General features: G+C 69.8%; 24 protein-coding genes. 13 read left to right on the plus strand and 11 right to left on the minus strand.

Going from position 1 to position 22,773, the window contains the following annotated elements:
* Nucleotides 1–57 precede the first annotated feature (57 nt).
* From hslV to dapF, 5 genes are all read right to left on the minus strand, one after another.
* On the minus strand, nucleotides 58–600 hold the full coding sequence (gene hslV / locus K343_RS0112695) for an ATP-dependent protease subunit HslV (protein ID WP_028008407.1): 543 nt from the start codon (nucleotides 598–600) through the stop codon (nucleotides 58–60).
* Between the two features lie 158 nt (nucleotides 601–758).
* A complete protein-coding gene (locus K343_RS0112700) occupies nucleotides 759–1,082 on the minus strand; it encodes a hypothetical protein (protein ID WP_028008408.1) in 324 nt (107 codons plus the stop codon).
* Between the two features lie 270 nt (nucleotides 1,083–1,352).
* Entirely contained in the window at nucleotides 1,353–2,297 is a 945-nt protein-coding gene (locus K343_RS0112705; RefSeq protein WP_028008409.1) for a tyrosine recombinase XerC, read from the minus strand.
* Nucleotides 2,294–2,995, minus strand: coding sequence for a DUF484 family protein (locus K343_RS0112710; RefSeq protein ID WP_028008410.1), 702 nt, complete (start codon nucleotides 2,993–2,995; stop codon nucleotides 2,294–2,296). Before K343_RS0112710 ends, K343_RS0112705 begins: the two co-directional genes overlap by 4 nt.
* A complete protein-coding gene (dapF, locus tag K343_RS0112715; RefSeq protein ID WP_028008411.1) occupies nucleotides 2,983–3,822 on the minus strand; it encodes a diaminopimelate epimerase in 840 nt (279 codons plus the stop codon). The genes K343_RS0112710 and dapF overlap by 13 nt, the downstream gene beginning before the upstream one ends.
* A gap of 145 nt (nucleotides 3,823–3,967) precedes the next feature.
* On the opposite strand from dapF, the gene K343_RS21985 reads away from it, so the two are divergent.
* The gene (locus K343_RS21985) at nucleotides 3,968–4,360 is read left to right on the plus strand and encodes a VOC family protein (RefSeq protein WP_043112701.1); all 393 of its coding nucleotides are present in this window, start codon (nucleotides 3,968–3,970) and stop codon (nucleotides 4,358–4,360) included.
* A 94-nt stretch (nucleotides 4,361–4,454) separates the two neighbouring features.
* Entirely contained in the window at nucleotides 4,455–5,468 is a 1,014-nt protein-coding gene (locus K343_RS0112725) for a ParM/StbA family protein (RefSeq protein ID WP_028008412.1), read from the plus strand.
* Between the two features lie 33 nt (nucleotides 5,469–5,501).
* Here K343_RS0112725 and K343_RS21990 read toward each other — a convergent pair whose 3' ends face one another.
* The gene (locus K343_RS21990; protein WP_043112702.1) at nucleotides 5,502–6,914 is read right to left on the minus strand and encodes a WS/DGAT/MGAT family O-acyltransferase; all 1,413 of its coding nucleotides are present in this window, start codon (nucleotides 6,912–6,914) and stop codon (nucleotides 5,502–5,504) included.
* A 205-nt stretch (nucleotides 6,915–7,119) separates the two neighbouring features.
* Between K343_RS21990 and K343_RS0112735 the strand changes: the two genes are divergently transcribed.
* A complete protein-coding gene (locus K343_RS0112735) occupies nucleotides 7,120–8,574 on the plus strand; it encodes an aldehyde dehydrogenase family protein (protein ID WP_028008413.1) in 1,455 nt (484 codons plus the stop codon).
* A 172-nt stretch (nucleotides 8,575–8,746) separates the two neighbouring features.
* Nucleotides 8,747–9,793 carry a helix-turn-helix domain-containing protein gene (locus K343_RS21995; RefSeq protein ID WP_051278340.1) on the plus strand — a complete coding sequence of 349 codons (1,047 nt, stop codon included), beginning with the start codon at nucleotides 8,747–8,749 and terminating at the stop codon, nucleotides 9,791–9,793.
* Nucleotides 9,794–9,869: 76 nt separating this feature from the next.
* Here K343_RS21995 and K343_RS25205 read toward each other — a convergent pair whose 3' ends face one another.
* Nucleotides 9,870–9,992 (minus strand): hypothetical protein, encoded by a 123-nt coding sequence (locus tag K343_RS25205; RefSeq protein WP_281169398.1) that lies wholly within the window; start codon nucleotides 9,990–9,992, stop codon nucleotides 9,870–9,872.
* 146 nt (nucleotides 9,993–10,138) lie between these two features.
* On the opposite strand from K343_RS25205, the gene K343_RS0112750 reads away from it, so the two are divergent.
* The 5 genes from K343_RS0112750 (at nucleotide 10,139) to K343_RS0112770 (ending at nucleotide 16,356) form a co-directional block, all read left to right on the plus strand.
* Nucleotides 10,139–12,580 carry a penicillin acylase family protein gene (locus K343_RS0112750; protein ID WP_043112704.1) on the plus strand — a complete coding sequence of 814 codons (2,442 nt, stop codon included), beginning with the start codon at nucleotides 10,139–10,141 and terminating at the stop codon, nucleotides 12,578–12,580.
* Nucleotides 12,581–12,694: 114 nt separating this feature from the next.
* On the plus strand, nucleotides 12,695–13,495 hold the full coding sequence (locus tag K343_RS0112755; protein WP_028008415.1) for an endonuclease/exonuclease/phosphatase family protein: 801 nt from the start codon (nucleotides 12,695–12,697) through the stop codon (nucleotides 13,493–13,495).
* Complete coding sequence (locus tag K343_RS0112760) at nucleotides 13,492–14,961, plus strand: phospholipase D-like domain-containing protein (protein ID WP_084615873.1); 1,470 nt, start codon at nucleotides 13,492–13,494, stop codon at nucleotides 14,959–14,961. Before K343_RS0112755 ends, K343_RS0112760 begins: the two co-directional genes overlap by 4 nt.
* An 86-nt stretch (nucleotides 14,962–15,047) precedes the next feature.
* A complete protein-coding gene (locus K343_RS0112765) occupies nucleotides 15,048–16,031 on the plus strand; it encodes a bile acid:sodium symporter family protein (protein ID WP_028008417.1) in 984 nt (327 codons plus the stop codon).
* A gap of 73 nt (nucleotides 16,032–16,104) precedes the next feature.
* Entirely contained in the window at nucleotides 16,105–16,356 is a 252-nt protein-coding gene (locus K343_RS0112770; RefSeq protein WP_028008418.1) for a hypothetical protein, read from the plus strand.
* 24 nt (nucleotides 16,357–16,380) lie between these two features.
* Here K343_RS0112770 and K343_RS0112775 read toward each other — a convergent pair whose 3' ends face one another.
* A complete protein-coding gene (locus tag K343_RS0112775; RefSeq protein ID WP_028008419.1) occupies nucleotides 16,381–17,385 on the minus strand; it encodes a YhdH/YhfP family quinone oxidoreductase in 1,005 nt (334 codons plus the stop codon).
* Nucleotides 17,386–17,488: 103 nt separating this feature from the next.
* On the opposite strand from K343_RS0112775, the gene pdxH reads away from it, so the two are divergent.
* On the plus strand, nucleotides 17,489–18,109 hold the full coding sequence (gene pdxH, locus K343_RS0112780; RefSeq protein ID WP_020650953.1) for a pyridoxamine 5'-phosphate oxidase: 621 nt from the start codon (nucleotides 17,489–17,491) through the stop codon (nucleotides 18,107–18,109).
* A 166-nt stretch (nucleotides 18,110–18,275) separates the two neighbouring features.
* On the opposite strand, the gene K343_RS22000 is transcribed toward pdxH, so the two are convergent.
* From K343_RS22000 to K343_RS0112795, 3 genes are all read right to left on the minus strand, one after another.
* Nucleotides 18,276–18,719 carry a copper chaperone PCu(A)C gene (locus tag K343_RS22000; RefSeq protein ID WP_051278342.1) on the minus strand — a complete coding sequence of 148 codons (444 nt, stop codon included), beginning with the start codon at nucleotides 18,717–18,719 and terminating at the stop codon, nucleotides 18,276–18,278.
* 88 nt (nucleotides 18,720–18,807) lie between these two features.
* Nucleotides 18,808–19,218 (minus strand): DUF2946 family protein, encoded by a 411-nt coding sequence (locus K343_RS0112790; protein ID WP_154662558.1) that lies wholly within the window; start codon nucleotides 19,216–19,218, stop codon nucleotides 18,808–18,810.
* Nucleotides 19,219–19,313: 95 nt separating this feature from the next.
* Nucleotides 19,314–19,526, minus strand: coding sequence for a cold-shock protein (locus K343_RS0112795; RefSeq protein ID WP_020650956.1), 213 nt, complete (start codon nucleotides 19,524–19,526; stop codon nucleotides 19,314–19,316).
* Between the two features lie 267 nt (nucleotides 19,527–19,793).
* Here K343_RS0112795 and K343_RS0112800 point away from each other — a divergent pair, with 267 nt between their 5' ends.
* The 3 genes from K343_RS0112800 (at nucleotide 19,794) to K343_RS0112810 (ending at nucleotide 22,735) form a co-directional block, all read left to right on the plus strand.
* Entirely contained in the window at nucleotides 19,794–20,558 is a 765-nt protein-coding gene (locus K343_RS0112800) for a M48 family metallopeptidase (protein ID WP_028008421.1), read from the plus strand.
* Nucleotides 20,559–20,674: 116 nt separating this feature from the next.
* Nucleotides 20,675–21,250, plus strand: coding sequence for a hypothetical protein (locus K343_RS0112805; protein WP_028008422.1), 576 nt, complete (start codon nucleotides 20,675–20,677; stop codon nucleotides 21,248–21,250).
* Between the two features lie 60 nt (nucleotides 21,251–21,310).
* The gene (locus tag K343_RS0112810) at nucleotides 21,311–22,735 is read left to right on the plus strand and encodes a DNA recombination protein RmuC (RefSeq protein WP_028008423.1); all 1,425 of its coding nucleotides are present in this window, start codon (nucleotides 21,311–21,313) and stop codon (nucleotides 22,733–22,735) included.
* Nucleotides 22,736–22,773: the final 38 nt, after the last annotated feature.

The following is a 22,773-nucleotide window of genomic DNA, read 5'->3' on the forward strand; positions in this document are numbered from 1 at the left end:
TGGCTGGGAGTGGAAGTGGCGTCATTCATGCTCGTTCTCGGGGCCTCTGCGCTGCGTTCAGGCGTCCAGCGTTTCGATCGTCAGGTTGTGGTTCGTGTAAATGCAGATGTCGGCGGCGATGTGCAGGCTCTTCTCGACGATGTCGCGTGCCGACAGTTCAGTGCTGTCGACCAGCGCGCGCGCCGCGGCGGTCGCGAAGCTGCCGCCCGAACCGATCGCCATCACGCCGTGCGCTTCCGGCTCCATGACGTCGCCGTTGCCGGAAATCATCAGCGTCGCCTCCCGGTCGGCGACGATCAGCAGCGCCTCGAGCCGGCGCAGATAACGGTCGGTCCGCCAGTCCTTGGCCATCTCGACCGCAGCGCGCACCAGCTGGCCGGCATGCTTCTCGAGCTTGCCTTCGAAGCGCTCGAACAAGGTGAAAGCGTCGGCCGTGCCGCCGGCGAAACCGGCCAGCACGCGGCCGTTGTAGAGGCGGCGAACCTTGCGGGCATTGCCCTTGACGCAGGTATTGCCCATCGACACCTGGCCGTCGCCGCCGAGCGCGATCTGGCCGTTGCGGCGCACGCTCAGGATCGTCGTGCCATCAAACTGTTGCATGGAGGAGTCCGGGGATTGGAGGTCCTGCGATGGTGGGGGCGCCGTCTTCCCCTTTCAAGGCGAAGGCCCCGCCAGCGCCGCCGTCCCCGGTCGGCGCAAATAAAGAAAGGGCGCCTTGCGGCGCCCTTTCCCGGCTCTTCAGATGAAGAGCGCGAAGCTTACTTGGCTTCGGTCGGCGCAGCTTCGGCCGGAGCGGCGGCCGGCTCGCACTTGGCCTTCGGCTCGGCGGCGCAGTCGCAGACGGCCGTTTCGCCGGCGGCGCACTGGATCGTCGCCGTCACGCCGTTGCCGCAATCCTGCGTGCACGACTGGGCGGCAGCGGCAGCGTCGGCGGCCTGCTGTTCGGCAGCCGGAGCGGCTTCCGGAGCCGGAGCGGCCTGCTCGGCGGCCGGCGCTTCAGCCGGAGCTTCTTCCTTCTTGCCACAGGCGGCGAGGGCAAGGGCGGCGGCGAGGCCCATCGCGATGAGAACGTTACGCGTCATGATTCAACTCCCGGGGTATACGTCAAAGATGGAATCGTCTTATCGGAGTCCTTCGACAAAGCTCCGATAAGGGCCGGCATGATACCGCCTTTTTGCAACTGCACAAGCGCGTTCAGAACGCGTTCAAAGCACATTCAGCCGCGATTCAGACACAGCGCAAGCGTGACGCGGGAACTCGCGACGGCATTTGAAATGTTGATTTCATTCGTCACGAAATCAAAGTCAAATAATTTCATGCCTCTAAAATGAAATTATCCGGCAATTTTCCGGTCACGGATCGCGCCGGCGCCGCGCGCGCGGGTGCGCGTCGTCGTAGACCTTCGCCAGATGTTTCCAGTCGAGATGGGTGTAGATCTGCGTCGTCGACAGGTGTGCGTGCCCCAGCATCTCCTGCACCGCCCGCAAGTCGCCGCTGTTTTCAAGCATGTGCGTCGCAAACGAATGACGCAGGCGATGCGGATGCAGGTGCACGCCCAAGCCGTTGCGGCGCGCCCAATCACGCAAAATGCGGGCGATCGCGGCACGCGACAGGCGGCTGCCGCGAGACGAGACGAACAGCGCCGGCTCGCCGATGCCCGCCTGGGCGGCCCGGCAAGCCAGCCAGGCGTCGAGCGCGGCCCGCGCCTTGCCGCCAAGCAGCACGATCCGCTGCTTGCGCCCCTTGCCGGTCACCGTCAGCTCCTGCTGACGGGCGTCGAGCGCGACGACGTCGAGCGCGTGCAGCTCGGCCAGACGCATGCCGGTCGAGTAGAACAGTTCGACCAGCGCGCGTGCCAGGATCGCCGCGGCGTCGCCCGTCGTGTCGCGATCGAGCGTCGCCGACAGGGTCTCGGCGTCGATCACGGCCGGCAGCTTGCGCTGCAGCTTCGGCGCGCGCACCTGCGTGGCCGGGTTCGCCGACAGGCGCTGCTCGCGCACCAGGAAGCGGAACCAGCCGCGCAGGCTCGACAGATAGCGGTGCAGGCTCGCCGGCTCGCGGCCGGCGCGGCGCTGCGCGCCGAGGAAGTCGCGGACCCGGTGCACGTCGATCTGTTCGGGCGCCGCGACGCGGGCCAGGCCGCAGTAACGGCCGAACTGGCGCAGATCGCGCTCGGCGGCGGCGACGGTATGCGCCGAGTAGCGCTTTTCGTCGCGCAGGTAGCGCAGGTAGTCGTCGACCAGCGGCGCGAAGAAGGCCGGCGCCTCGCTTTCCGCCGCCGCCGGCGCCGCCTTCACGTCCGCGCGCGCACCGCGGCGGCCACCAGATCGGCGGTCAGCTCGAGGAACAGCTTGCCCTGACGCGGCGCGAAACGTTCCGCCTCGCGCGAGCCGAGCGCGACGAAACCGAGGCTCTTTTCCTTTTCCAGCGGCACGATCGCCGCCGAGCGGATCGCGGTCGCCTTCGGGAACAGCAGCTGCGCCCGTTCGGCGTCGATCGGCCCGCATTCGATCAGGCGGGTCCGGAAGAAGTCGTCGAGCGCGCGCGCGAGGCGACCATCGGGCTCGATCGGCACGATGCCCTCGATGTCATGGCGCTTGTAATGCGCCGCGCCGATGCCGATCAGCGTGGCGTCGATATCGAAGTCCTCGCGCATGCACTTGGCGAGCCCGGCGGCGACGCCGGCCAGCGTCGGCGCCCGGATCAGCGTGCGCGCGAGGCGGTGCACATTGTCCTGGCGGCGCTCGTTGTCGCGGGCGGCTTCGAGCAGGCGTTCGAGGCGGTCCTCCAGGCGCTGATTCTTGGCGCGCAGCAACTCAACCTGCTTCTCGATCAACGACACCGCCGAACCGCTGCGATGCTTGAGCTCGATGCTTTCGAGCAGGTCCGGATGGCGCGCCAGGAAATCGGGGTGCGCCTTCAGATACGCGACGATCTCGCGCTCGTTGAGCTTCGGCGCCGCCGCTTCCTTGGCTTGCGTGTTCAATTCGGCCATTCGATGTCCCCCTCGAAGACGGTTTCCGCCGGCCCTGTCATCAGGACCGGCTCGCCTTCGCCTCCCCACTCGATCGTAAGCTGGCCGCCGCGCACCTGCACATCGACGCAGGCATCGAGCAGGCCCCACAGGCGCCCGACCGCCACCGCCGCGCAGGCGCCGCTGCCGCAGGCCAGCGTCTCGCCGGCACCGCGCTCGTAGACGCGCAGGCGCACGTAGCCACGGTCGACGATCTGCAAGAAGCCGACGTTGACGCTTTGCGGAAACGCCGGATGCCGCTGCAGGCGCGTGCCGAGATCGGCGACCGGTGCATGGTCGACGTCGGCAACCGTCAGCACCGCATGCGGATTGCCCATGCTCACCGCGCCGATCTCGACCACGTCGCCACCATCGAGCGCCAGCGTGTAGCGCTCGGCGCGGGCCGCAGCCGCGAACGGGATGTCGCGCGGCTCGAAGCGCGGCACGCCCATGTTGACGCGGTACTGGTTGCCGTCGACGTGGCGCAGTTCGAGGACGCTGGTCTGCGTCCGCACGCGGATCGCGTCCTTGCGCGACAGGCCGCGCTCGCGCACGAAACGTGCGAGCGCCCGCGAGCCGTTGCCGCACTGGCCGACCTCGCTGCCGTCGGCGTTGAAGATGCGGTAATTGAAATCGACGTCGGCCGTCGACGGCGGCTCGACGACCAGAACCTGATCGCAGCCGACGCCGAAGCGGCGATCGGTGAGTCGCTGCAGCAAGGCCGGCGTCGGCCGGAACGGCTCGCGGGTGGCATCGACGACGACGAAGTCGTTGCCCGCGCCTTCCATTTTGGTGAAGTGCAGCTTCATCCGTATATTGTATCGGCATCGGCCGCGTCCGAGGCGGACCAGGGAGATCGATGGACCACACCGCACCGAACGGCCTGCCGCCGGGTCGCCGCCGCGCGCCGCCGCCGGGCGGTCGCGTGTGGCGATGCGGCCGGGAATCCGCACCGTGAGGAACGTCTACGCGATCGTCACCACCCCGGAGATCCGCGCCTGCTGCGACTTCTACCGGCGCGCGCTCGACGCGCGCATCGTGTTCCGCGCCGACTGGTACGCCCACATCAGCTTCCGCGGCTGGGAACTGGGCTTTCTCAAGCCGCATCAGGACGCCCCGCTGCCGGTGTTCCAGCACACGACGACGACGCGCGGTCTGTGCATCGCGCTCGAGACCGAGAACGTGCAGGCCGACTACGAGCAGCTGCTCGCGCGTGGCCTGGCACCGCTCGGCCCGATGCGCGAGTTCGCAAACGGCGAGCGCTCGTTTGCGCTGATCGACCCGGCCGGCACCGTCCTCAACTTCGTCGAGCACCGTCCGCACGCCGCCGACGGCCCGTCCGCCTGAGGCTCCCGCCGCGGCGGGCCGGGCTTTGTCTTTTCAAAATCCGCGTGTTAGAAACGCCGCGGATCAGTTCGCCACAGGGCATGGGGAGTCGTTCGTGAAGGTTCTCGGCGCAGACATCGGCTTCGGCTATACCAAGGCAACGGACGGCCGCCAGTTCCAGGTCTTCAAGTCGGTGGTCGGCGAAGCCGCCGAAGTGCAGTTCGGCGAAAGCCTGCTGCCGGGCGTGCCGCAGTACCCGCGCCACGTCATCCTCGGCGGCCAGGGCTACTTCGTCGGCGAGCTGGCCGAAACCCAGTCGCGCGGCCGCGGCTTCACGCTCGACCAGAGCCAGTTCCTCGCGCAGTACGCCAAGATCCTGGCGCTGACCGCGCTCGCCCCGTTCGTCGACAGCGGCGATCCGGTGCGGCTCGTCACCGGCCTGCCGATCAGCTTCTTCCGCAAGCATCGCGACGCGCTAACCGCGCTGCTGCAGAGCCGCCATACGATCACCGTGGTCAAGCCGGGCGGCGCCGACCGCGAGGAGAAGATCGTCTACATCGAGCGCGTGCGCGTCGTGCCGCAGCCGTTCGGCTCGATGTTCGACCTGATGCTCAACGACATCGGCAAGCCGGCCAGCCAGCGTTTCGTCTCCGAGAAGATCGGCATCATCGACATCGGCTTTCGCACCGCGGACTACACGATCAGCGACAAGACCCGCTATTCCGAGCGCGGCTCGCAGAGCTCGGACGCCGGCATCTCCTCGGCCTACCAGGCGATCGCCAACGTGCTGCACGAGAAGAGCGGCGTCAGCGTCGAGCTGTACCGGCTCTACGACGGCATCAGCAAGGGCACGATCAAGATCAAGGGCAAGAGCTACGACCTCACCGCGATCGTCAAAGCCGCGTTCCAGCAGCTCGCCACGCGCATCGCCCAGGAAGTGAACCGCCTGTGGGCCGACGACTGGGACATCGACGCCATCGTCATCACCGGCGGCGGCGGCGCGACGCTGGCGCCGTACCTGCAGCCGCTGCTCGAAGGCGAGGTGCTGCCGATGCCGCCCGAACAGGACGCACGCCTCAACAACGTGCACGGCTACTGGAAGTACGGCATGCACCTCTGGGGCGGCTGATCGCGGCGGCGGATCGCGCCGATCCGCCCGCCGTTACGCCGTTTCCGCCGCGCGTGGCGCCTCGGCCGCGATGCCCACCGCTGCTTCGAGCTCGTCGAGCGCTTCGCCGGCGTAGACCGACAGGCGCTGCATGCTCGGCAGCGTATCGCGACAGCCGGTGAAGCCGACGTTGAACTGGCCGGCATAGCTGACCGCGGTGATGTTCAGCGCCTGCCCGTGCGCCAGCAGCGATACCGGGTACATCTGCTCCATGCGCGCGCCGTTGAAGTACAGCGGCCGGTCAGGCCCCGGCACGTTCGACACCGTCAGATTGAACATCGGACGCAGGTGGCCGCCGAGACCGGACAGCAGCTGCGCCATGAACGGCGCCATGAACAGCGCCGTGTAATTGTCGATGTCGGCCTTGTGCAGCTGCTGCAGATGCTCCTTGGCACGCTGCGCGGACTCGTGGATCGCGCGCACGCGCTCGAGCGGATCGGCGATGTGCGTGTTGAGGTTGGCGATGATGAAGCTGATCGCGTTGCCGGCGCCCTGGTCGTCGGCCGGCCGCACCGAGACCGGCACGCCGGCGGTCAGCGGCTTGTCCGGCAATGCGCCGATCTCGCCAAGGTAGCGCCGCATCGAAGCGGCGCAGACCTCGAGGAACACGTCGTTGACGGTGACCCCGGCGGCCTTGGCGATGCGGCGCACGCGCTCCAGCGAGTAGTGCTGCGTGGCGAAGCGGCGCTGGCCGGAGATCTTGCCGTTGAAGGCCGAGCGCGGTCCGCTGAACGGCAGCGCCCAGTCCTTGTCCTCGTGGCGGACCGCCTCGCGCAGCAGCTCGCCGAACGCGCGCGTCACGCCGGGCACGGTGCGCAGCTGCGTGCGCACCCCGTCGACCACGGCCTGCAGCGGCGTCTCGGCCGCCGGCCGCGCGGCGCCGCGGCTGCCGGCGCCGACCGACCACGGCGGACGCAGATCGCGCGCGTCCGGATCGGGCGAGAGCATGCGCGCCAGCATGCGCATGCCGCCGATGCCGTCGACCAGCGAGTGATGCATCTTCATGTACAACGCGAAGCGGCGGTTCTCGAGCCCCTCGATCAGATGGCACTCCCACAGCGGGCGGCCGAAATCCATCGGGTTGGAATGCAGGCGCGAGATCAGCACGCCGAGCTCACGCTCGCCGCCGGGCTGCGGCAGCGCCGAATGGCGGAAGTGATATTCGAGGTCGATCTGCCGGTCTTCTTCCCAGGCCGGCAGCAGAAAGCGCAGGCCCGGCGCGACCAGGCGCAGATTGAACGGGTAGGCGAACTCGCGCGCCGCGCGGAAGCGTTCGACCTGCTTCTTGAGGAATTGCGGACCGGCCTTGGCCGGCAGCGAGAAGATCGCCAGGCAGCCGACCTGCATCGGCGTCGCGCGCGTGTCGACATACAGCCACGCGGCGTCGAGCGGCTTCAAGGGCTTCATGGAACTCCTCCGTTTCTCGTTATGCGCGCAGTTTAGGCGGCCGGTGGCGGCGCGCCCAGCGTCACGGCGAGATCGCCGCTGGCGGCAAGGCCAATTGGCGCGCGCGGTCATGCCGCGGCAGGCACGAACGCCTATACTCCGGCGATAAACGGGCGTTCAATTCCGCCCGGCCAGCTTTTCACATCGGGACCTCTGGAGTGCAGTCATGAACACGGTCGTTTCCTACCTGCCCAACGCCGCCGGCGCCGCCGCCGATCCGGGCAGCGCCATCCGCCATGCCTTCGATGCCCAGTGGGCGACCGCGCTGCGCCTGCGCAGCTCGACGGCCAGGGAACGCATCGCCAAGATCCAGCGCCTGCTCGACGCCGTGCTGGCGCATCGCGAAGCGTTCTACGAGGCCGGCTACAAGGACTTCAAGAAGCCGCCCGCCGAGGTCGACCTCACGGAAGTGCTGCCGGTCGTCGCCGAGGCCAAGCACGCCATGCGCGCGCTCAAGGGCTGGATGAAGCCGATGCGGGTGTGGCCGTCGCGCATGACGCTCGGCACCAAGAGCTGGATCCAGTACGAACCGAAGGGCCGCTGCCTGATCGTCTCGCCGTGGAACTACCCGGTGAACCTGACGTTCGGTCCGCTGGTGTCGGCGATCGCCGCCGGCAACACGGCGATCCTCAAGCCTTCGGAAATGACGCCGAACCTGTCGGGCCTGATGGCGAAGATCGTCCGCGAAATCTTCCCGGCCGACGAAGTAGCCGTGTTCGAGGGCGACGTCGCCGTGTCGACGGCGCTGCTCGCGCTGCCGTTCGATCACATCTTCTTCACCGGCTCGCCGGCGATCGGCAAGGTGGTGATGGCCGCCGCCGCCCGGCACCTGACCTCGGTCACGCTCGAACTCGGCGGCAAATCGCCGACCATCGTCGACGAGTCGGCCGATCTCAAGTCGGCGGCTCGCACGAGCATGTGGGGCAAGTACACCAACAACGGCCAGACCTGCATCGCGCCCGACCACATCTACGTGCACGAAGCGGTCAAGGACAAGTTCGTCGCCGAATGCGTCGCCGTGCTCAAGGCCAGCTACGGCGACACCGCCAGCGCGCAGATGCAGAGCGGCAGCCTCGCGCGCGTCGTCAACCAGCGCCACACGCAGCGCATCGCCGGCCTGCTCAACGACGCCCGCGAGCGCGGCGCGCGCGTGCTGTTCGGCGGCGAGGTCAACGAAGGCGAGTGCTTCGTCCAGCCGACCCTGATCGACAGCATCCCGGCCGACGCCAAGATCCAGAGCGAGGAAATCTTCGGACCGCTGCTGCCGGTGATCGGCTACCGCGAGCTCGACGAAGTGATCGCCGAAATCAACGCCCAGCCCAAGCCGCTGGCGCTCTACATCTGGAGCAAGCGCGAGGCGAACATCGAGCGCGTGCTCAAGAACACCACGGCCGGCGGCACCTGCATCAACCACGTCGTCATGCAGTACGCGCAGGGCAACCTGCCGTTCGGCGGCGTCAACAACTCCGGCATCGGCTCGGCGCACGGCATCTTCGGCTTCAAGGCTTTCTCGCACGAGCGCGCCGTGGTGCGCACGCGCTTCAACCTGGCGACGATGCTGTATCCGCCGTACGGCGAGAAGACGCGCAAGCTGCTGAGCCTGATGATCAAGACGCAGTAGGCTCGGCCCGCAGGCCGACGCGCAGTCCCGAAAGGCCGGCAGGTTGCCGGCCTTTTTCGTGCCGTGCGTCCGCCGGTCGGGCCGCGTCCGCCGCCGGGAGCACGCCGTGCGGCGGCCGACGACGGAGGGTCTAGCATGGCCCGCGCACCTTCCGCCGCCGGAGCTTTGCCGCATGGGCGCCCCCGCACCCCTGCCCGTCCTGCGCTTCTCGACCGAGGGCCTGCGCGAACGCGAGGCCTTCGACGCCTGGCACGACGCGGCCGCCGTCATCTTCGACACCGATCGCGAAACACCCCGGCGCGGCTTCGCGGCCGCCATCACCGCCTACCACGCCGGCGAGTTCGTCATCAGCGATACCCGCTTCGGCGCGCAGCGTTTCGAGCGCCCGCTGCGCAAGCTGCGCGCCGACGGCCTCGATCACTTCCTGATCCAGCTCTACCGCCGCGGCGGCTATGCCGGCCGCAGCGGCGACGACACGCTGCAGGTCCGCCCCGGCGAGCTCAGCGTCCTCGACCTGTCGCGCCCGATCAGCACGCGGGCATCGAGCGCCGAAACGGTCTCGCTGGTCATCCCGCGCCGCCTGCTCGAGGGCTGCGTCGACGTCGATACGCTGCACGGCAGCGTGCTGTCCGGCGCACGCGCGGATCTGCTCGGCGACTATCTCACGGCGTTGCTGCGGCGGATGCCGGAACTGGCCTGCGAGGACGTGGCCAGCGTGGTCCGCGCCACCGGCGAACTGCTCGCGGCACTGCTGGCGCCTTCGGCCGACAACGTGGCGCGCGCCCGCGATCCGCTGCGCGCGCTCACGCTCGAACGGGCACGGCGCCACATCGAACAGCATTTGTGCTCGCCGCAGCTGGGAGCCGACACGCTCTGCGCGGCGCTCGGCATCTCGCGCGCCACCCTGTACCGGCTGTTCGATGCCAGCGGCGGCGTGCAGGCCTACATCCGCAAGCGGCGCCTGCAGCGCGTGCGCGACGCCCTGCTCGACCCGCGGGAACAGCGCCATATCGCGACGCTCGCCTACGCGCATGGCTTCGCCAGCGAGGCGCACTTCTGCCGTGCGTTCCGCCGGCTGTTCGGACTGGCACCGGGCGAGCTGCGTCAGGCGCGGCACAAGACCCCGGACCCGCGCCGGCATGACGCGCAGGCGCCGGACGACGGCGTCCGCCTGCAAGGCTGGGTCCACAGCCTCGCCGAGCCGGCGCCGCCCCGCTGAAGGCCGGCGCCGAGCGCCCGAAAAAAAGGGGCCGTCCCGACCCCCTTCCCTACGTCCCCACCGCCCCCCGGCGGCGTCACGCCAGCCGGTGCCAGACCCAGACGCTGAGCGCGAGCAGGCCGCAGCCCCAGCCGCACCAGGCGAGCACGCCGCCCCAGTGCACACCGCCGGCCGCAGAGTCGTTGTCGCGCAGGGTCATCGGATCACCGCACAGGAATGTCCCGACACTGTAGGCGCCGCCGACCGCGCCCGGTTGGCCACGCGTCTCAGCCGTCTTGACCGCTCGTCTCAGGCGGCCCGGCGCTATAGTCGGCCCATAAGACGGATAACGATGGAGGGGACATCATGACTGCGATCCCGACGCTGCGGCGTTCGTTCGCCTGCCTGCCGCTGTGCGCGGCGCTCCTGCTCGGCGCCTGCGGCGGTGGCGGCGGCGGCGGCGGCGGCGGCGGTGACGGTGACGGCACCGCAAAAGCCTACGACGCGACGATCACGCGCACCTCGATGGGCATTCCGCATATCCGCGCCAAGGATTTCGCCAGCCTCGGCTACGGCTACGGCTACGCGTTCGCCGAGGACAATCTCTGCGTGCTGCTCGACGATCTGGTGACGATCCGCGGCGAGCGCTCGCGCTACTTCGGCCCGGACGGCAGCTATACGATCCCGGCCGTGCCGGTCACCGCCAGCAACGTCGACAGCGACTTCTTCTGGAAGCTGATGGCGACCGACGCCGTCGTCGCCAATCTGCGCAACACGGCGCGCACCGAGATTCGCGACATGACGCGCGGCTACGTCGCCGGCTTCAACCGCTACATCGGCGAGCTGAAAGGCGGACAGCACCCGGGCCGGCACCAGGCCTGCGCCACCGCCGGCTATCTGGCGCCGATCAGCGAGGACGATCTCTACCGGCGCTACTTCCGCCTCTCGATCATCGCCTCCTCGTCGGTCTTCACCAACGAGATCGCGCAGGCCACGCCGCCGCTGCTGTCGACCGGCGCGAGCGCCGCGGCGGCCCCGGATCCGCAGCAGCTGAAGACCCTGCTCGAACGCGAGCCGAATGCGCTGAAGGCGTTCACGCACGACAAGGCCTTCGGCAGCAATATGTACGGCCTCGGCCCGCAGGCGACGCAGGACGGCCAGAGCCTGCTGTTCGGCAACCCGCACTTCCCGTGGAGCGGCACCGAGCGCCTGTACCTGGTGCATCTGACGATCCCCGGCCAGTTCGACATCATGGGCTCCTCGCTGTACGGCGTGCCGGCCGTGCTGATCGGTTTCAACGACCATCTCGCCTGGAGCCACACGGTCTCCACCGCCTACCGCTTCACGCTCTATCAGCTGCCGGTCAATCCGCTGAACCCCAAGCAGTACTTCTATGAGGGCCAGCTGGTCGACATGACCCCGGTGCCGCTGACGATCGACGTCAGGCAGGCCGACGGCAGCGTCGCGCCGCAGAGCCGCACGCTGTACCGCACGCAGTACGGCCCGGTGCTGGAGATGAAGGTCGCCGGCATTCCGGTGCTCGGCTGGGACAACACGCGCGTCTACACGCTGCGCGACGCCAACGCCGAGAACGATCGCCTGATGAACCAGTTCTTCGCCTGGGACACGGCCGCCAGCCTCGACGAGTTCAAGGCCAAACACGCCGAGGTGCTCGGCGTGCCGTGGGTCAACACGGTCGCCACCGGCCCCGGTCAGGCGGCGTATTACGGCGATCTCAGCGTCGTCCCGAACGTGCCGGACAGCCTCGTCGCCAGCTGCAAGGCGCCGCTGCTGTCGCCGGTCATCGACAGCGTCGCGCCGGGCCTGCCGCTGCTGCAGGGCAACCGCGCCGACTGCCAGTGGCTCAACGACGACGATGCACCGGCGCCGGGCATCTTCGGCGCCCAGCATCTGCCGAAGCTCGAGCGCCAGGACTGGGTCGCCAACATGAACGACAGCTACTGGCTCACCAACCCGGCCGCGCCGCTGACCGGCTACGCGCGCATCATCGGCGACGAGGACAGCGCGCGCACGCTGCGCACGCGGCTCGGCATCCGGCAGATCCAGCGCCGCCTCGACGGCAGCGACGGCCGCGGCGCGCCCAAATTCACGATGCAGAACCTGCAGGACGTCGTGCTGTCGGCGGATCTGTACAGCGCCGAACTGGCGCTCGAGGACGTCAAGCGCGATCTGTGCCCGCGCGCCGGCATCTACGACACCAGCGGCGCCTGCGCCGCACTGGCGCGCTGGAACGGCAAAGCAAGCGCCGACGCGATCGGCGCGCCGCTGTGGATCGAGTTCTGGGATCGCGTCGCCGGCAGCAGCGGCATCTGGAAGAACGCCTACTCGTCGGCCGATCCGGTCGGCACGCCGAACGGCCTGGACACCGCGAAGAGCGCCGTGCGCAAGGCCCTGCATGACGCGCAGAGCGCGGTGCAGGATGCCGGACTCGACTTCAACGGCCGCTTCGACACCCAGCAGTTTTCGGCGGTGCACGCCGCCCCGCTGCGCATCCCGGTGTTCGGCGCCAGCGGCAGCGTCGGGGCGTTCACCGTCGCCGACCACGATGCGCTGACCGCCGCGGGCTATCCGGTCAACTTCGGCAACAGCTACATCCAGACGGTGACCTGGACCGCGCAGGGCGTGCACGCCGAGGGCTTCGTCACCTATTCGGAATCGACCGATCCGGCCAACCCGCACTACGCCGATTTCACGCAGCGCTACGCGCAGAAGCAGTGGCTGCGCTTCCCGTTCAGCGACGCCGACATCGCCGCCGACCGGCAATCAGTGCAGCAGATCAGCGAATGATCGGTAATGGCGCCGGGCCGCACGGCCCGGCGCCATCGCCGCCGCGGGATCGGTGCGGCCGGCGCTTGGCTTGGCACGGCGCGGCCGCATAATGGCGGCGGAGACCTGTTACCCATGACGATTCCCGAACCGGCGGCCGACGACCCGAGCCAGCGTCCGGCGGCGACTGCCGCCGACCGCCTGCGTGTGCTGACGCTGAACATCCAGGTCGGCATGCAGACCGCGCATTACGGCCATTACGTGACCGGCGCCTGGCGTCACGTGCTGCCGTCGCGCGGCGTCCGCGACAACCTCGACCGCATCGCCGAGCTGGCCTCGCACTTCGACCTCGTCGCGCTGCAGGAAGCCGACGCCGGCAGCCTGCGCACCGCGCAGCTCAATCAGGTCGAATACCTCGCCGCCAAGGCCGGCCTGCAGCACTGGCAGCTCGCGGTCAACCGCAACCTGCGCCCGTTCGCGCAGCACTGTCTGGGCTTCCTGTCTCGTCATCCGCTGCTCGACATCGAGCATCACGCGCTGCCGGGCCGCGTGCCTGGCCGCGGCGCGCTCGCGGCGACGCTGGCGCAGCCCGGCTACGACCCGCTGCGCGTGGTCGTCGCGCATCTGGCGCTGAGCCGCGCGTCGCGTCAGGTCCAGCTCGACTATCTCGCCCAGCTCGTGCCGCAGAAGCGGGAGCTGCTGCTGCTCGGCGACCTCAACTGCGAAACCAACGAGCTGCTGCAGCACTCGCCGCTGCGCGACATCGGCCTGCAGCCGGTCAGCGGCGCCCCCACCTTCCCGAGCTGGAAACCGCAGCGCCGGCTCGATCACGTACTGGCGACGCCGGGTCTGCGCGTCGCCCACAGCCACGTCGTGCCGACGCCGCTGTCGGACCATCTCGCCGTCGCCGTCGAACTGCACCTGCCGCCGGCATGAAGGCGCAGCTCGCGACGCTGCAGGATTTCGTCGTGGGCGTCGACTGGGCGGCGGTGCTGCTGCCGCTGTGGCTCACGGTCGCGGTCGGCACCGCCGGGCACGCCCTGCTGAGCAAACGCGACGCGCGCGCCGCCTGGGGCTGGATCGCCGTCTGCTGGCTGTTTCCGTTCGCCGGGCCGCTGCTCTACTTCTTCTTCGGCATCAACCGCATCCGCACGCACGCGCGGCGCTTCAGCGTCGATCGCAGCGGCCGCATGATCGGCTCGGCGCACGCCAGCGACGCACGCCGCGCCGCCGAGGCGACCGGAGTCGTGCCCGGCTGGCTCGACGAAGTCGCGCGGACCGCCGACGTGCTGACGCGGCGACCGCTGCTCGGCGACAACCAGGTCGAGCCGCTGCACGACGGCGAGCAGGCGTTCCCGCGCATGCTCGCGGCGATCGAAGCGGCGCGCGAGACGGTCTGGCTGGCCAGCTACATCTTCGACAACGACGCCGTCGGCCGCTCGTTCGTCGCCGCGCTGGCGGCGGCCCGGCGCCGCGGCGTGCAGGTGCGCGTGCTGATCGACGACGTCGGCGAGCGCTACTCGCTGCGCCGCATCGGCACCGCGCTGCGCGCCGCCGGCCTCGACTTCGCGCGCTTCAATCCGCTGCGGCTGCTGCCGCCATCGCTGCACCTGAACCTGCGCAATCACCGCAAGCTGCTGCTCATCGACCACGAAACCGGCTTCACCGGCGGCATGAACCTCAGCGCCCGGCACCTGACTGCCGATCCCGGCAACCGCCGTCGCGTCGCCGACCTGCATTTCGCGCTGCGCGGGCCGATCGTGCAGCAGATGAGCGAGGTGTTCGCCGAGGACTGGGCGTTCGCCACGCGCGAGCGCCTGACGCTGCCGCCGGCACCGCCGTGCGAGGCCGGCGGTGCCATCGCCCGCGTCATCACCGACGGCCCCAACGAAGACCTCGACCAGCTCAATCTGGTGCTGCAGGCCACGCTCGCCGCGGCGCGGCGCGAGGTCCTGATCATGACGCCGTACTTCCTGCCGTCGCCCGAGCTGATCGCGGCCCTGCAGGGCGCCGCGCTGCGCGGCGTGCGCACCGTCGTGCTGCTGCCGGCGCACAACAACCTGCCGTACGTCGACTGGGCGATGCGCCACCAGCTCGGCCAGCTGCTCGAACGCGGCGTGCGCGTGCGCTTCCAGCCCGGGCCGTTCTGTCACAGCAAGCTGGTGGTGGTCGACCACGCCTACACGCTGATCGGCAGCGCCAACTGGGATCCGCGCAGCCTGCTGCTGAATTTCGAGCTCAACGTCGAGCTCTACGATCCGGCGCTGGCACGGCAGATGGCGGCGCACTTCCTCGAACGCTGGCAGCTCAGCGAAGAACTGCTGCTGCGCGACGCGCAGCATCCGCCGTTCGCGCAGCGTGTGCGCAACGCGCTGTGCTGGCTGTTTTCGCCCTATCTATAGAAGCGCCGGTGCGGACGGCGGCACGCGGACGCCGACTACAATACGCGCCGCCTTCTGCCCGCATTCCCGTCCGCCGCCGACTCCGCATGCGCATCCCCTTCCTCGACGGTTTTCTTGCCTCGATGCTCGGCGCGATCGCGATCGCGCTGCTCGCGCCGCAGCTCGGCGTCAGCGGCGGCGTGCTGCATCTGGAACGGCTGACGATGGTCGGCGTGGCGATCGTCTTCCTGCTCAGCGGTGCCGGCCTGTCGCCGGCCAAGCTCAAGGCCGGCGCCGCCAACTGGCGCCTGCACCTGTTCGTGCAGCTGTTCACCTTCGCCGTGTTTCCGCTGCTCGGGCTCGCCGTCGTCGGCCTCGCCGGCCGCTGGCTGCCGCAGGAGCTGGCGCTCGGCTTCTTCTACCTCTGCGCGTTGCCGTCGACGGTGTCCTCGTCGATCGCGATGACGGCGCTGGCGCGCGGCAACATCGCCGCCGCGGTCTTCAACGCCACGCTGTCGAGCCTGATCGGCATGGTGCTGACACCGCTCTACATCAGCCTGTGGCTGCAGGCCGCGAGCCACGGCGTGCCGCTCGCCGACCAGCTGATCAAGATCGGCGAACAGCTGCTGCTGCCATTCGTCGTCGGCCAGATCCTGCGGCCGCTGATCGGCGACTGGGTCGCCGCGCACAAGCACGTGACCGGCAAGATCGACCGCGGCGTGATCGTGCTGATCGTCTTCAACTCGTTCTGCGACGCCACCGCGGCCGGCGTGTGGACGCGCTACGGCGTCGCGCCGCTGCTGGCGACCGCGCTGCTGACCGGCGGGCTGCTGGGCTTCGTGCTGTGGCTGACGCATCTGGTCGCCACACGCTTCCGCTTCACGGTCGAGGACGAGATCGCGGCGGTGTTCTGCGGCTCCAAGAAAAGCCTCGCCGCCGGCGCGCCGATGGCGGCGCTGATCTTCGGCGCCTCGTCCGGCGGCGCGCTGGGCCTGATCATGCTGCCGATCATGGTCTACCACCAGCTGCAGCTGATCGTCTGCTCGGTGATCGCGCGCCGTTACGCGCAGCGGCCGGAAACGGCACCCTGAGGCGCGGATCGCCTTGAATCGCGCGCGCAGCGGCGGGACCATGCTGCCGTGAGGGTCCGGCAGGGAGCAACGCATGAACGGCCACGTCCGCGCGATCAGCGCGGATCGCGAGATCCTCGCCATCGAAACCGAGCTGCACGGATACACCGTCGTGCGCCTGCAGACGGCGGCCGACGTGCAGGTCGGCGACGAACTCGCCTGGCACAGCGAGCTGGCCACCGGCGAACAGGTTTACGACAACCTGAGCACGCGCAGCCCGCTGACGGTCAGCGTCGTCGGCCATCTGCTGCACCGCGCCAGCGCGCAGCAGCTCCTACGCCCGTGAACGCCGCCGTCGACGCGAGGCCCGCTATTCGGCGCCGGAGACGCGCACCAGCGTGCGGCCGGTGACGGTACCGGCGATCAGGTCCTCGCAGGCCGCCGGCAGCTCCTGCAGCGTGATCTCGCGCGTCACCAGACGCTCGAGCACGCGCGGCTTCCATGCGCCCGAGAGCTTGGCCCAGATGTCCTCGCGCCAGGCGCGCGGGCATTCGACGGAATGGATGCCGAGCAGCGAGACGCCGCGCAGGATGAACGGCATCACCGTGGTGTGCAGCTCGTGCGACTGCGCGAGACCGATGCTGGCGATGTTGCCCCAGGGCTTCACGGTGCGCGTCAGCATCGCCAGCGTCTCGCCGCCGAGGTTGTCGACGGCGCCGCCCCAGCGCGCCGATTCGAGCGGCTTGTTGCCGACGTCCAGCGACTGGCGCGCGATCACCTCGTCGGCGCCGAGCGCGCGGAGATAGTCGTCGGCCTTGCCGGCCTTGCCGGTGATCGCGTGCACGGTGAAGCCGGCGCGCTTGAACAGGTCGACGGCGATCGAGCCGACGCCGCCGGTCGGACCGGTGATGGCGATCGGGCCCATCGCCGGCGCCTGATGGTTCTCCAACATGCGGCGCAACGCGAACGCGGCGGTGAAGCCGGCAGTGCCGATCGCCATCGTCTCGCGCAGCGTCAGGCCGTCCGGCTTGCGGATGATCGAATCGGCGGCGACGCGCGCAAACTCGGCGTAGCCGCCGTCGTACACCTCGCCGATGTTGCAGCCGGTGACCAGCACCGCGTCGCCCGGCCGGTAGCGCGCGTCCGTGCTCGTTTCGACGTGGCCGGCCAGGTCGATGCCCGGCACCTTCGGATACGACTTGAGGATGCGGCCCTTGCCGGTGACGGCGAGCGCGTCCTTGTAGTTGATGCCGGTCCAGGCGACGCGCACCACGACCTCGCCGGCCGACAGCGCGTCGACGCCGATCCGCTCGAAGCGGGCCTCGGTACGGTTCTTCTCGGGGGCATGCACGCGCAGCGCGGTGAACTCGCTCATCGTCGTCTCCTCGGACGTTTCATTGATCTGCGCCATTTTCCGCGGGCGCCGAAAGCGGGACAATGCCGGGCATTCTGCCAGAGCGCCCGCCACGGTCATCGCCATGCCGCAATACACGCAAAACCCGCCGCTCGACATCGCCCATCTCGACGTCGATCCGCTCACGCAGCTGCAGCGCTGGCTCGACGACGCCGCCGCCGCGCCGATGATCGAACCGACGGCGATGACGCTGGCGACGGTCGACGCGCACGGCCGGCCGTCGGCGCGCGTGGTGCTGTTCAAGGGCTTCCACGACGACGGCCTGACCTTCTACAGCAACTACGAAAGCCGCAAGGGCCGCGAGCTCGCCGCCAATCCGAACGTCGCGCTGGTGTTCTGGTGGGACCGGCTCGAACGCTCGGTGCGCGTCGAAGGCCGCGTCAGCAGGCTGTCGCGCGCGATGTCCGAGCGCTACTTCCACCTGCGGCCGCGCGCCTCGCAGATCGGCGCCGTGACCTCGCGGCAGAGCGCCGTGGTGCGCTCGCGCGAGGAGCTCGACCGCCGCTTCGACGCCAAGGCCGCCGAACTCGGCGAGCAGGAAGTACCGCTGCCGGACTTCTGGGGCGGCTACCACGTGGCGCCGGAAGCGATCGAGTTCTGGCAGGGCCGCCATGGCCGTCTGCACGATCGCCTGCGCTACCGCCGCGAAGGCGACGGCTGGATCGTCGAACGCCTGGAACCCTGAACGCGCAGCCCTGCGCACGGCCGGCGGCGTGCGGCCGGGAACCGCGGCGAGTCATCTCCGGCTGCCCGCACCCCGTCGCGACACGAGGCATCGCAGCCGGCTCCCGCCGCCGGAACCCGGCACGCGGCCGCGTCGGCGAGTCGTCCGCCGCCGCAGCCGCAGACTCTCAGGGCGCGCTGTCGCGGACCGGGAAATCGACTGACAGGCGCGTGCCGTCATCGAGCACGAACTGCAGGCGCTGCGACTGCCCGGCCGCGAGCGGCTGCTTGAGCCCCATCAGCATCAGGTGCAGGCCGCCGGGCGCCAGCGACACGCTGCCGTGCGCCGGCAGATCGAGGCCGTCGACCTCGCGCATGCGCATCATGCCGCCCTCGTGGCTCATCGAATGGATCGCCGCGCTGGCGGCGAGCGCCGGCTCGACGCTGACGCTGACCACGCGCCGCGGCACATCGCCGTCGTTGCGGAAAGTCGCGTAGCCGCCGGCGACGCTGGCGCCCGGCGGCGTCGCGCGCAGCCACGGCGAGATCACGGACACGGGGCCGGCGGCGAGCGCCGGAACGGAACCGCAGAGCGCGGCCAGCACAGCCGCGAAACGAATGAAAGTGCGCATCGGAAAACTCCTGGAGTCGCCGCACGGGCGGCATGAGAGCGGCCCTCGCTCGAGGGCGGATTGCGCGCGCAACGCGCGCGCTCGGACTTCAGGCGCGGCGCGGCGGTCCGCGCGGCGGCGGCCGGCGCAGCCGCACGGCCCGCGACGCCGCCACGGCGGTCACGCGCGCGACCGGCGACGCCGCGCGCGCCGCCGGCACGTGCTGCCGATCCGGCGACGGCAAGGCCGCGGCGTGCAGGGCGGCGCAGAGCGGGCAGGCCGACAGCAGATGCGCGGTCGCGGTGCCGGTCTCGCCATGCTGCCGCGGGTTCGCCGCGAGCTGCTGCCGCAGCGCCGCGCGCCGCGCCGGCGCGACCTCGCCGCAGAACGCGGCCAGCAGCGGATCGGCGCCGCGGCGCAGCTGCGCCTGCAGGTGCACGCTCGGCAGCAGCAGCTGGCCGAGCAGCGCGGCGAGGCTGAGCATCAGGAACAGCGAGCGATGGCACGCGGCACGGATCACGGCGGCATTCTGCCAGCGCCCCGGCGGCGACGCGAAGGCGGATGCGAAAAACCCCGCGCGCGGCGGGGTTTCGTTCGTCATCGGGAGGCAACGGGTCAGGGCAGGATCGTCACCTTCTCGGCTTGCAGGCCCTTCTGGCCTTGCGCGACCTCGAACTCGACCTTCTGGCCTTCCGCGAGCGTGCGGAAGCCCTGGGCCTGGATCTGCCGGAAATGCACGAAGACATCTTCCTTGCCGGGGCGCTGGATGAAGCCGAACCCCTTGGCGCTATCGAACCACTTCACCGTCCCTGTTTCGCGAGTAGCCATCTGTTCAACCTTTCCTTATCTCTTCGGCTGCCAGGCAGCCGCGCTGATGAACGACGAAGGGTGAGCTTCGCCTGCCGCGGGCAGGATGATGGCCTCTGCAAAAAGCTCGGCGTTCGCACGGCGTCTCCACAAAGGTAACGACCTGCGCCCGGCCCTACTCTAGCGCAACCGCCTGCCGCGACAAGCGAGCCCGCGCACACTGCGGCTGTACCCGGGGCGCGACGCATCGCTATGATTCCCGGCCCAGCCGCTGCAGGGAGCGCTGCAATGAAATCCTGGCACTACGCCACCGTCCTCGTCGCCATCCTCGTCGTCGCCTGCGCGACCTCGCCGACCGGCCGCCGCCAGCTGCGCCTGGTCTCCGACTCGGAGATGGCGCAGATGGGCGCGACCGCGTTCCAGGAAATGAAGACCAAGACGCCGACCACCAAGAACGCGCGCGAGTCCTCGTACGTGCAGTGCGTGGCGCGCGCGATCACCACCGAAGTCGGCGGCACCTGGGAAATCCAGGTCTTCGACTCCAAGGAGGTCAACGCCTTCGCGCTGCCCGGCGGCAAGATCGGCGTCTACACCGGCCTGCTCAAAGTGGCGACCACGCAGGACCAGCTCGCCGCGGTGATCGGCCACGAAATCAGCCACGTGCTCGCCGGCCATTCGGCGGCGCGCGTTTCCAACCAGATGGCGGCGCAGTTCGGCACCGTGCTGCTGTCGGCCGGCACCGGCCTGTCGCCCGACCTGATCGGCACCGGCGCGCAGTACCTCGTGCTGCTGCCGTTCTCGCGCGGCGACGAATCGGAGGCCGACATCCTCGGCATGCAGCTGATGGCGCGCGCCGGCTTCGATCCGGCGCAGGCGATCACGCTGTGGCAGAACATGTCGAAGGCCGGCGGCCAGGCGCCGCCGGAATTCATGTCGACGCATCCGTCCAACGAAACGCGCATCGCCGATCTGCAGCGCAATCTGCCGAAGGACCTGCCGCTCTACCAGCAGGCCCGCGCCGCCGGCAAGAAGCCGAACTGCGGCAGCCCCTGAACGGCGCCGCCGGCCGCGCCGCAGAAACATCTGCAAACAAATCGGATACAAGCGCTTCGGCTGCCGCTGGAACAATGCGGGTCGCCGGCACCGCGCCGGCCCTTTCAGGAGCCCGCATGAAACGCCCGATCCGTCTTCGTCCGCTGCGCACCGCGCTCGCCGTCCTGGCGCTGGCCCCGCTGGCCGCGCTCGCGCAGGGCGGCCCGTCGCGCGACGACGAACATCGCCCGCAGCAGCGGCAGGAGCAGCCGCACGGCCAGGGCCAGAAGCAGGGCCAGGCCGGACACGGCGGCCCGGCAGCGACCCGTCCGGAAGCGGCGGGTCCGCAAGCGGCGCCGCAGCGTGCGGATATGCCGTCCCGCGGCGCGAGCGGGCACGACAGCCCGCGCGCCGCGCAGACCGGCCGTCATGCCGCGGGCTACGACTTCCGCGACCAGGACCGCTCGCACCTGCAGCAGCATTACCGTCGCAGCCTGCAGAGCGTCGATCGCGCGCACCGCCCGCGGTTCGAGGCCGGACACGAGATTCCGCGCGCCTATCGCGGCTATGTGACGCCGGCGCCGGCCGCGCTGCGCGCGCAGCTGCCGCCGCCGCCCGAGGGCTACGCGCTCGGCTACTGCCAGGGCTACACCGTCGTCTACGACCCGACGACCTTCGTCATCCTCTCGGTCATCGACCTGCTCAGCCGCTGATCCGGCCGGACCGGAGATCGCGACGGCGACACCGCATGGGCCGGCATAGAATGCCGGCCCATGGATATCGCCCTGTTTCTGATCGCCGCGCTGCTCGGCGCCTTCGTCGGCGGTCTGGTCGCCGCCCTGCTGCGGCGGACGCCCGATGCCGCCGCCGCGCTCAAACCCGAACTCGAACGCTTCGAACGCGCGCTGCGTGACGAAGCGGCCGCGACGCGGCGCGACGCGGCCGAGCTGACGCGCGGCCAGCGCGCCGAGCTCGGCGAGACGCTGACGCGCTTCGGTACGCTGCTGACCCAGCAGCACGAGCAGCTGCGCGGCACGCTCGCCGAGAAGCTCGACGGCTTCGCCGCCGAACTGCGCGCGCAGAACCAGCGGCTCGCCGATACCCAGCGCCAGCTCGCCGAGGACGCGCTCAAGGCGCGCGGCGAGCAGGCTCAGCAGCTCGCCCGCTTCGGCGAGCAGCAGAGCCTGGCGCTGCGCCAGCTGGTCGAGACGCAGACACAGCAGGCCGCCGCGCTGCGCGCCAGCGTCGACGACAACCTCAAGACCCTGCGCAAGGACAACGAAGAAAAGCTCGAACAGATGCGGCGCACCGTCGACGAAAAGCTGCACGAGACCCTGGAGAAGCGCCTCGGCGATTCGTTCAAGCTGGTCAGCGAGCGGCTCGAACTGGTGCACAAGGGGCTCGGCGAGATGCAGACGCTGGCCAATGGCGTCGGCGATCTCAAGCGCGTGCTGACCAACGTCAAGACGCGCGGCGGCTGGGGCGAGGTGCAGCTCGAAAGCATTCTCGAGCAGATGTTCACGATCGAGCAGTACGCCAAGAGCGTGATGACCAAGCCCGGCAGCCGCGAGGCGGTCGACTTCGCGATCCGCCTGCCCGGCCGCGGCGAGGACGAGACGCCGGTCTGGCTGCCGATCGACGCCAAGTTTCCGCGCGAGGACTACGAACGCCTGCTCGACGCGCAGGAACGCGCCGACGTCGAAGCCGCGCGGCTCGCCGGCGCGCAGCTCGAGCGCGCCGTGCGCCTGCAGGCGAAGTCGATCAGCGACAAGTACATCGGCCCGCCGCAGACCACCGACTTCGCGGTGATGTTCCTGCCGACCGAAGGGCTCTACGCCGAGGTGATCCGCCGCCCCGGCATCGTCGACGCGCTGCAGCGCGAGCACCGCGTCGTCGTCGCCGGTCCGACCACGCTGACCGCACTGCTCAACAGCCTGCAGATGGGCTTCCGCACGCTGGCGATCGAGCAGCGATCAAGCGAAGTCTGGCGCGTGCTCGGCGCGGTCAAGACCGAATTCGCCAAGTTCGGCGACGTGCTCGACAAGGTGCAGAAGAAGCTCGACGAAGCGAGCAAGCAGATCGAGCAGACCGGCGTGCGCTCGCGCGCGATCACGCGCCAGCTGCGCGAGGTCGAGGCGCTGCCGGCCGGCGAAAGCGAAAGCCTGCTGTCGCCGCCCTCCGACGAAACGGATGCCTGATCGGCCAGCTCCGGCCGCGTAGCCGTCAGGCTGAAATG

It is taken from the genome of Solimonas flava DSM 18980 (assembly GCF_000426685.1).
In the GTDB taxonomy this organism is placed as follows: Bacteria; Pseudomonadota; Gammaproteobacteria; order Nevskiales; family Nevskiaceae; genus Solimonas; species Solimonas flava.

What these genes read in the sequence shown, in the direction of transcription:
- hslV (WP_028008407.1), bottom strand. Translation starts at nt 600, where the DNA reads ATGCAACAGTTTGATGGCACGACGATCCTGAGCGTGCGCCGCAACGGC.
- K343_RS0112700 (WP_028008408.1), bottom strand. Translation starts at nt 1,082, where the DNA reads ATGACGCGTAACGTTCTCATCGCGATGGGCCTCGCCGCCGCCCTTGCC.
- K343_RS0112710 (WP_028008410.1), bottom strand. Translation starts at nt 2,995, where the DNA reads ATGGCCGAATTGAACACGCAAGCCAAGGAAGCGGCGGCGCCGAAGCTC.
- dapF (WP_028008411.1), bottom strand. Translation starts at nt 3,822, where the DNA reads ATGAAGCTGCACTTCACCAAAATGGAAGGCGCGGGCAACGACTTCGTC.
- K343_RS21990 (WP_043112702.1), bottom strand. Translation starts at nt 6,914, where the DNA reads ATGAAGCCCTTGAAGCCGCTCGACGCCGCGTGGCTGTATGTCGACACG.
- K343_RS0112735 (WP_028008413.1), top strand. Translation starts at nt 7,120, where the DNA reads ATGAACACGGTCGTTTCCTACCTGCCCAACGCCGCCGGCGCCGCCGCC.
- K343_RS21995 (WP_051278340.1), top strand. Translation starts at nt 8,747, where the DNA reads ATGGGCGCCCCCGCACCCCTGCCCGTCCTGCGCTTCTCGACCGAGGGC.
- K343_RS25205 (WP_281169398.1), bottom strand. Translation starts at nt 9,992, where the DNA reads ATGACCCTGCGCGACAACGACTCTGCGGCCGGCGGTGTGCACTGGGGC.
- K343_RS0112750 (WP_043112704.1), top strand. Translation starts at nt 10,139, where the DNA reads ATGACTGCGATCCCGACGCTGCGGCGTTCGTTCGCCTGCCTGCCGCTG.
- K343_RS0112755 (WP_028008415.1), top strand. Translation starts at nt 12,695, where the DNA reads ATGACGATTCCCGAACCGGCGGCCGACGACCCGAGCCAGCGTCCGGCG.
- K343_RS0112760 (WP_084615873.1), top strand. Translation starts at nt 13,492, where the DNA reads ATGAAGGCGCAGCTCGCGACGCTGCAGGATTTCGTCGTGGGCGTCGAC.
- K343_RS0112765 (WP_028008417.1), top strand. Translation starts at nt 15,048, where the DNA reads ATGCGCATCCCCTTCCTCGACGGTTTTCTTGCCTCGATGCTCGGCGCG.
- K343_RS0112770 (WP_028008418.1), top strand. Translation starts at nt 16,105, where the DNA reads ATGAACGGCCACGTCCGCGCGATCAGCGCGGATCGCGAGATCCTCGCC.
- K343_RS0112775 (WP_028008419.1), bottom strand. Translation starts at nt 17,385, where the DNA reads ATGAGCGAGTTCACCGCGCTGCGCGTGCATGCCCCCGAGAAGAACCGT.
- pdxH (WP_020650953.1), top strand. Translation starts at nt 17,489, where the DNA reads ATGCCGCAATACACGCAAAACCCGCCGCTCGACATCGCCCATCTCGAC.
- K343_RS22000 (WP_051278342.1), bottom strand. Translation starts at nt 18,719, where the DNA reads ATGCGCACTTTCATTCGTTTCGCGGCTGTGCTGGCCGCGCTCTGCGGT.
- K343_RS0112795 (WP_020650956.1), bottom strand. Translation starts at nt 19,526, where the DNA reads ATGGCTACTCGCGAAACAGGGACGGTGAAGTGGTTCGATAGCGCCAAG.
- K343_RS0112800 (WP_028008421.1), top strand. Translation starts at nt 19,794, where the DNA reads ATGAAATCCTGGCACTACGCCACCGTCCTCGTCGCCATCCTCGTCGTC.
- K343_RS0112805 (WP_028008422.1), top strand. Translation starts at nt 20,675, where the DNA reads ATGAAACGCCCGATCCGTCTTCGTCCGCTGCGCACCGCGCTCGCCGTC.
- K343_RS0112810 (WP_028008423.1), top strand. Translation starts at nt 21,311, where the DNA reads ATGGATATCGCCCTGTTTCTGATCGCCGCGCTGCTCGGCGCCTTCGTC.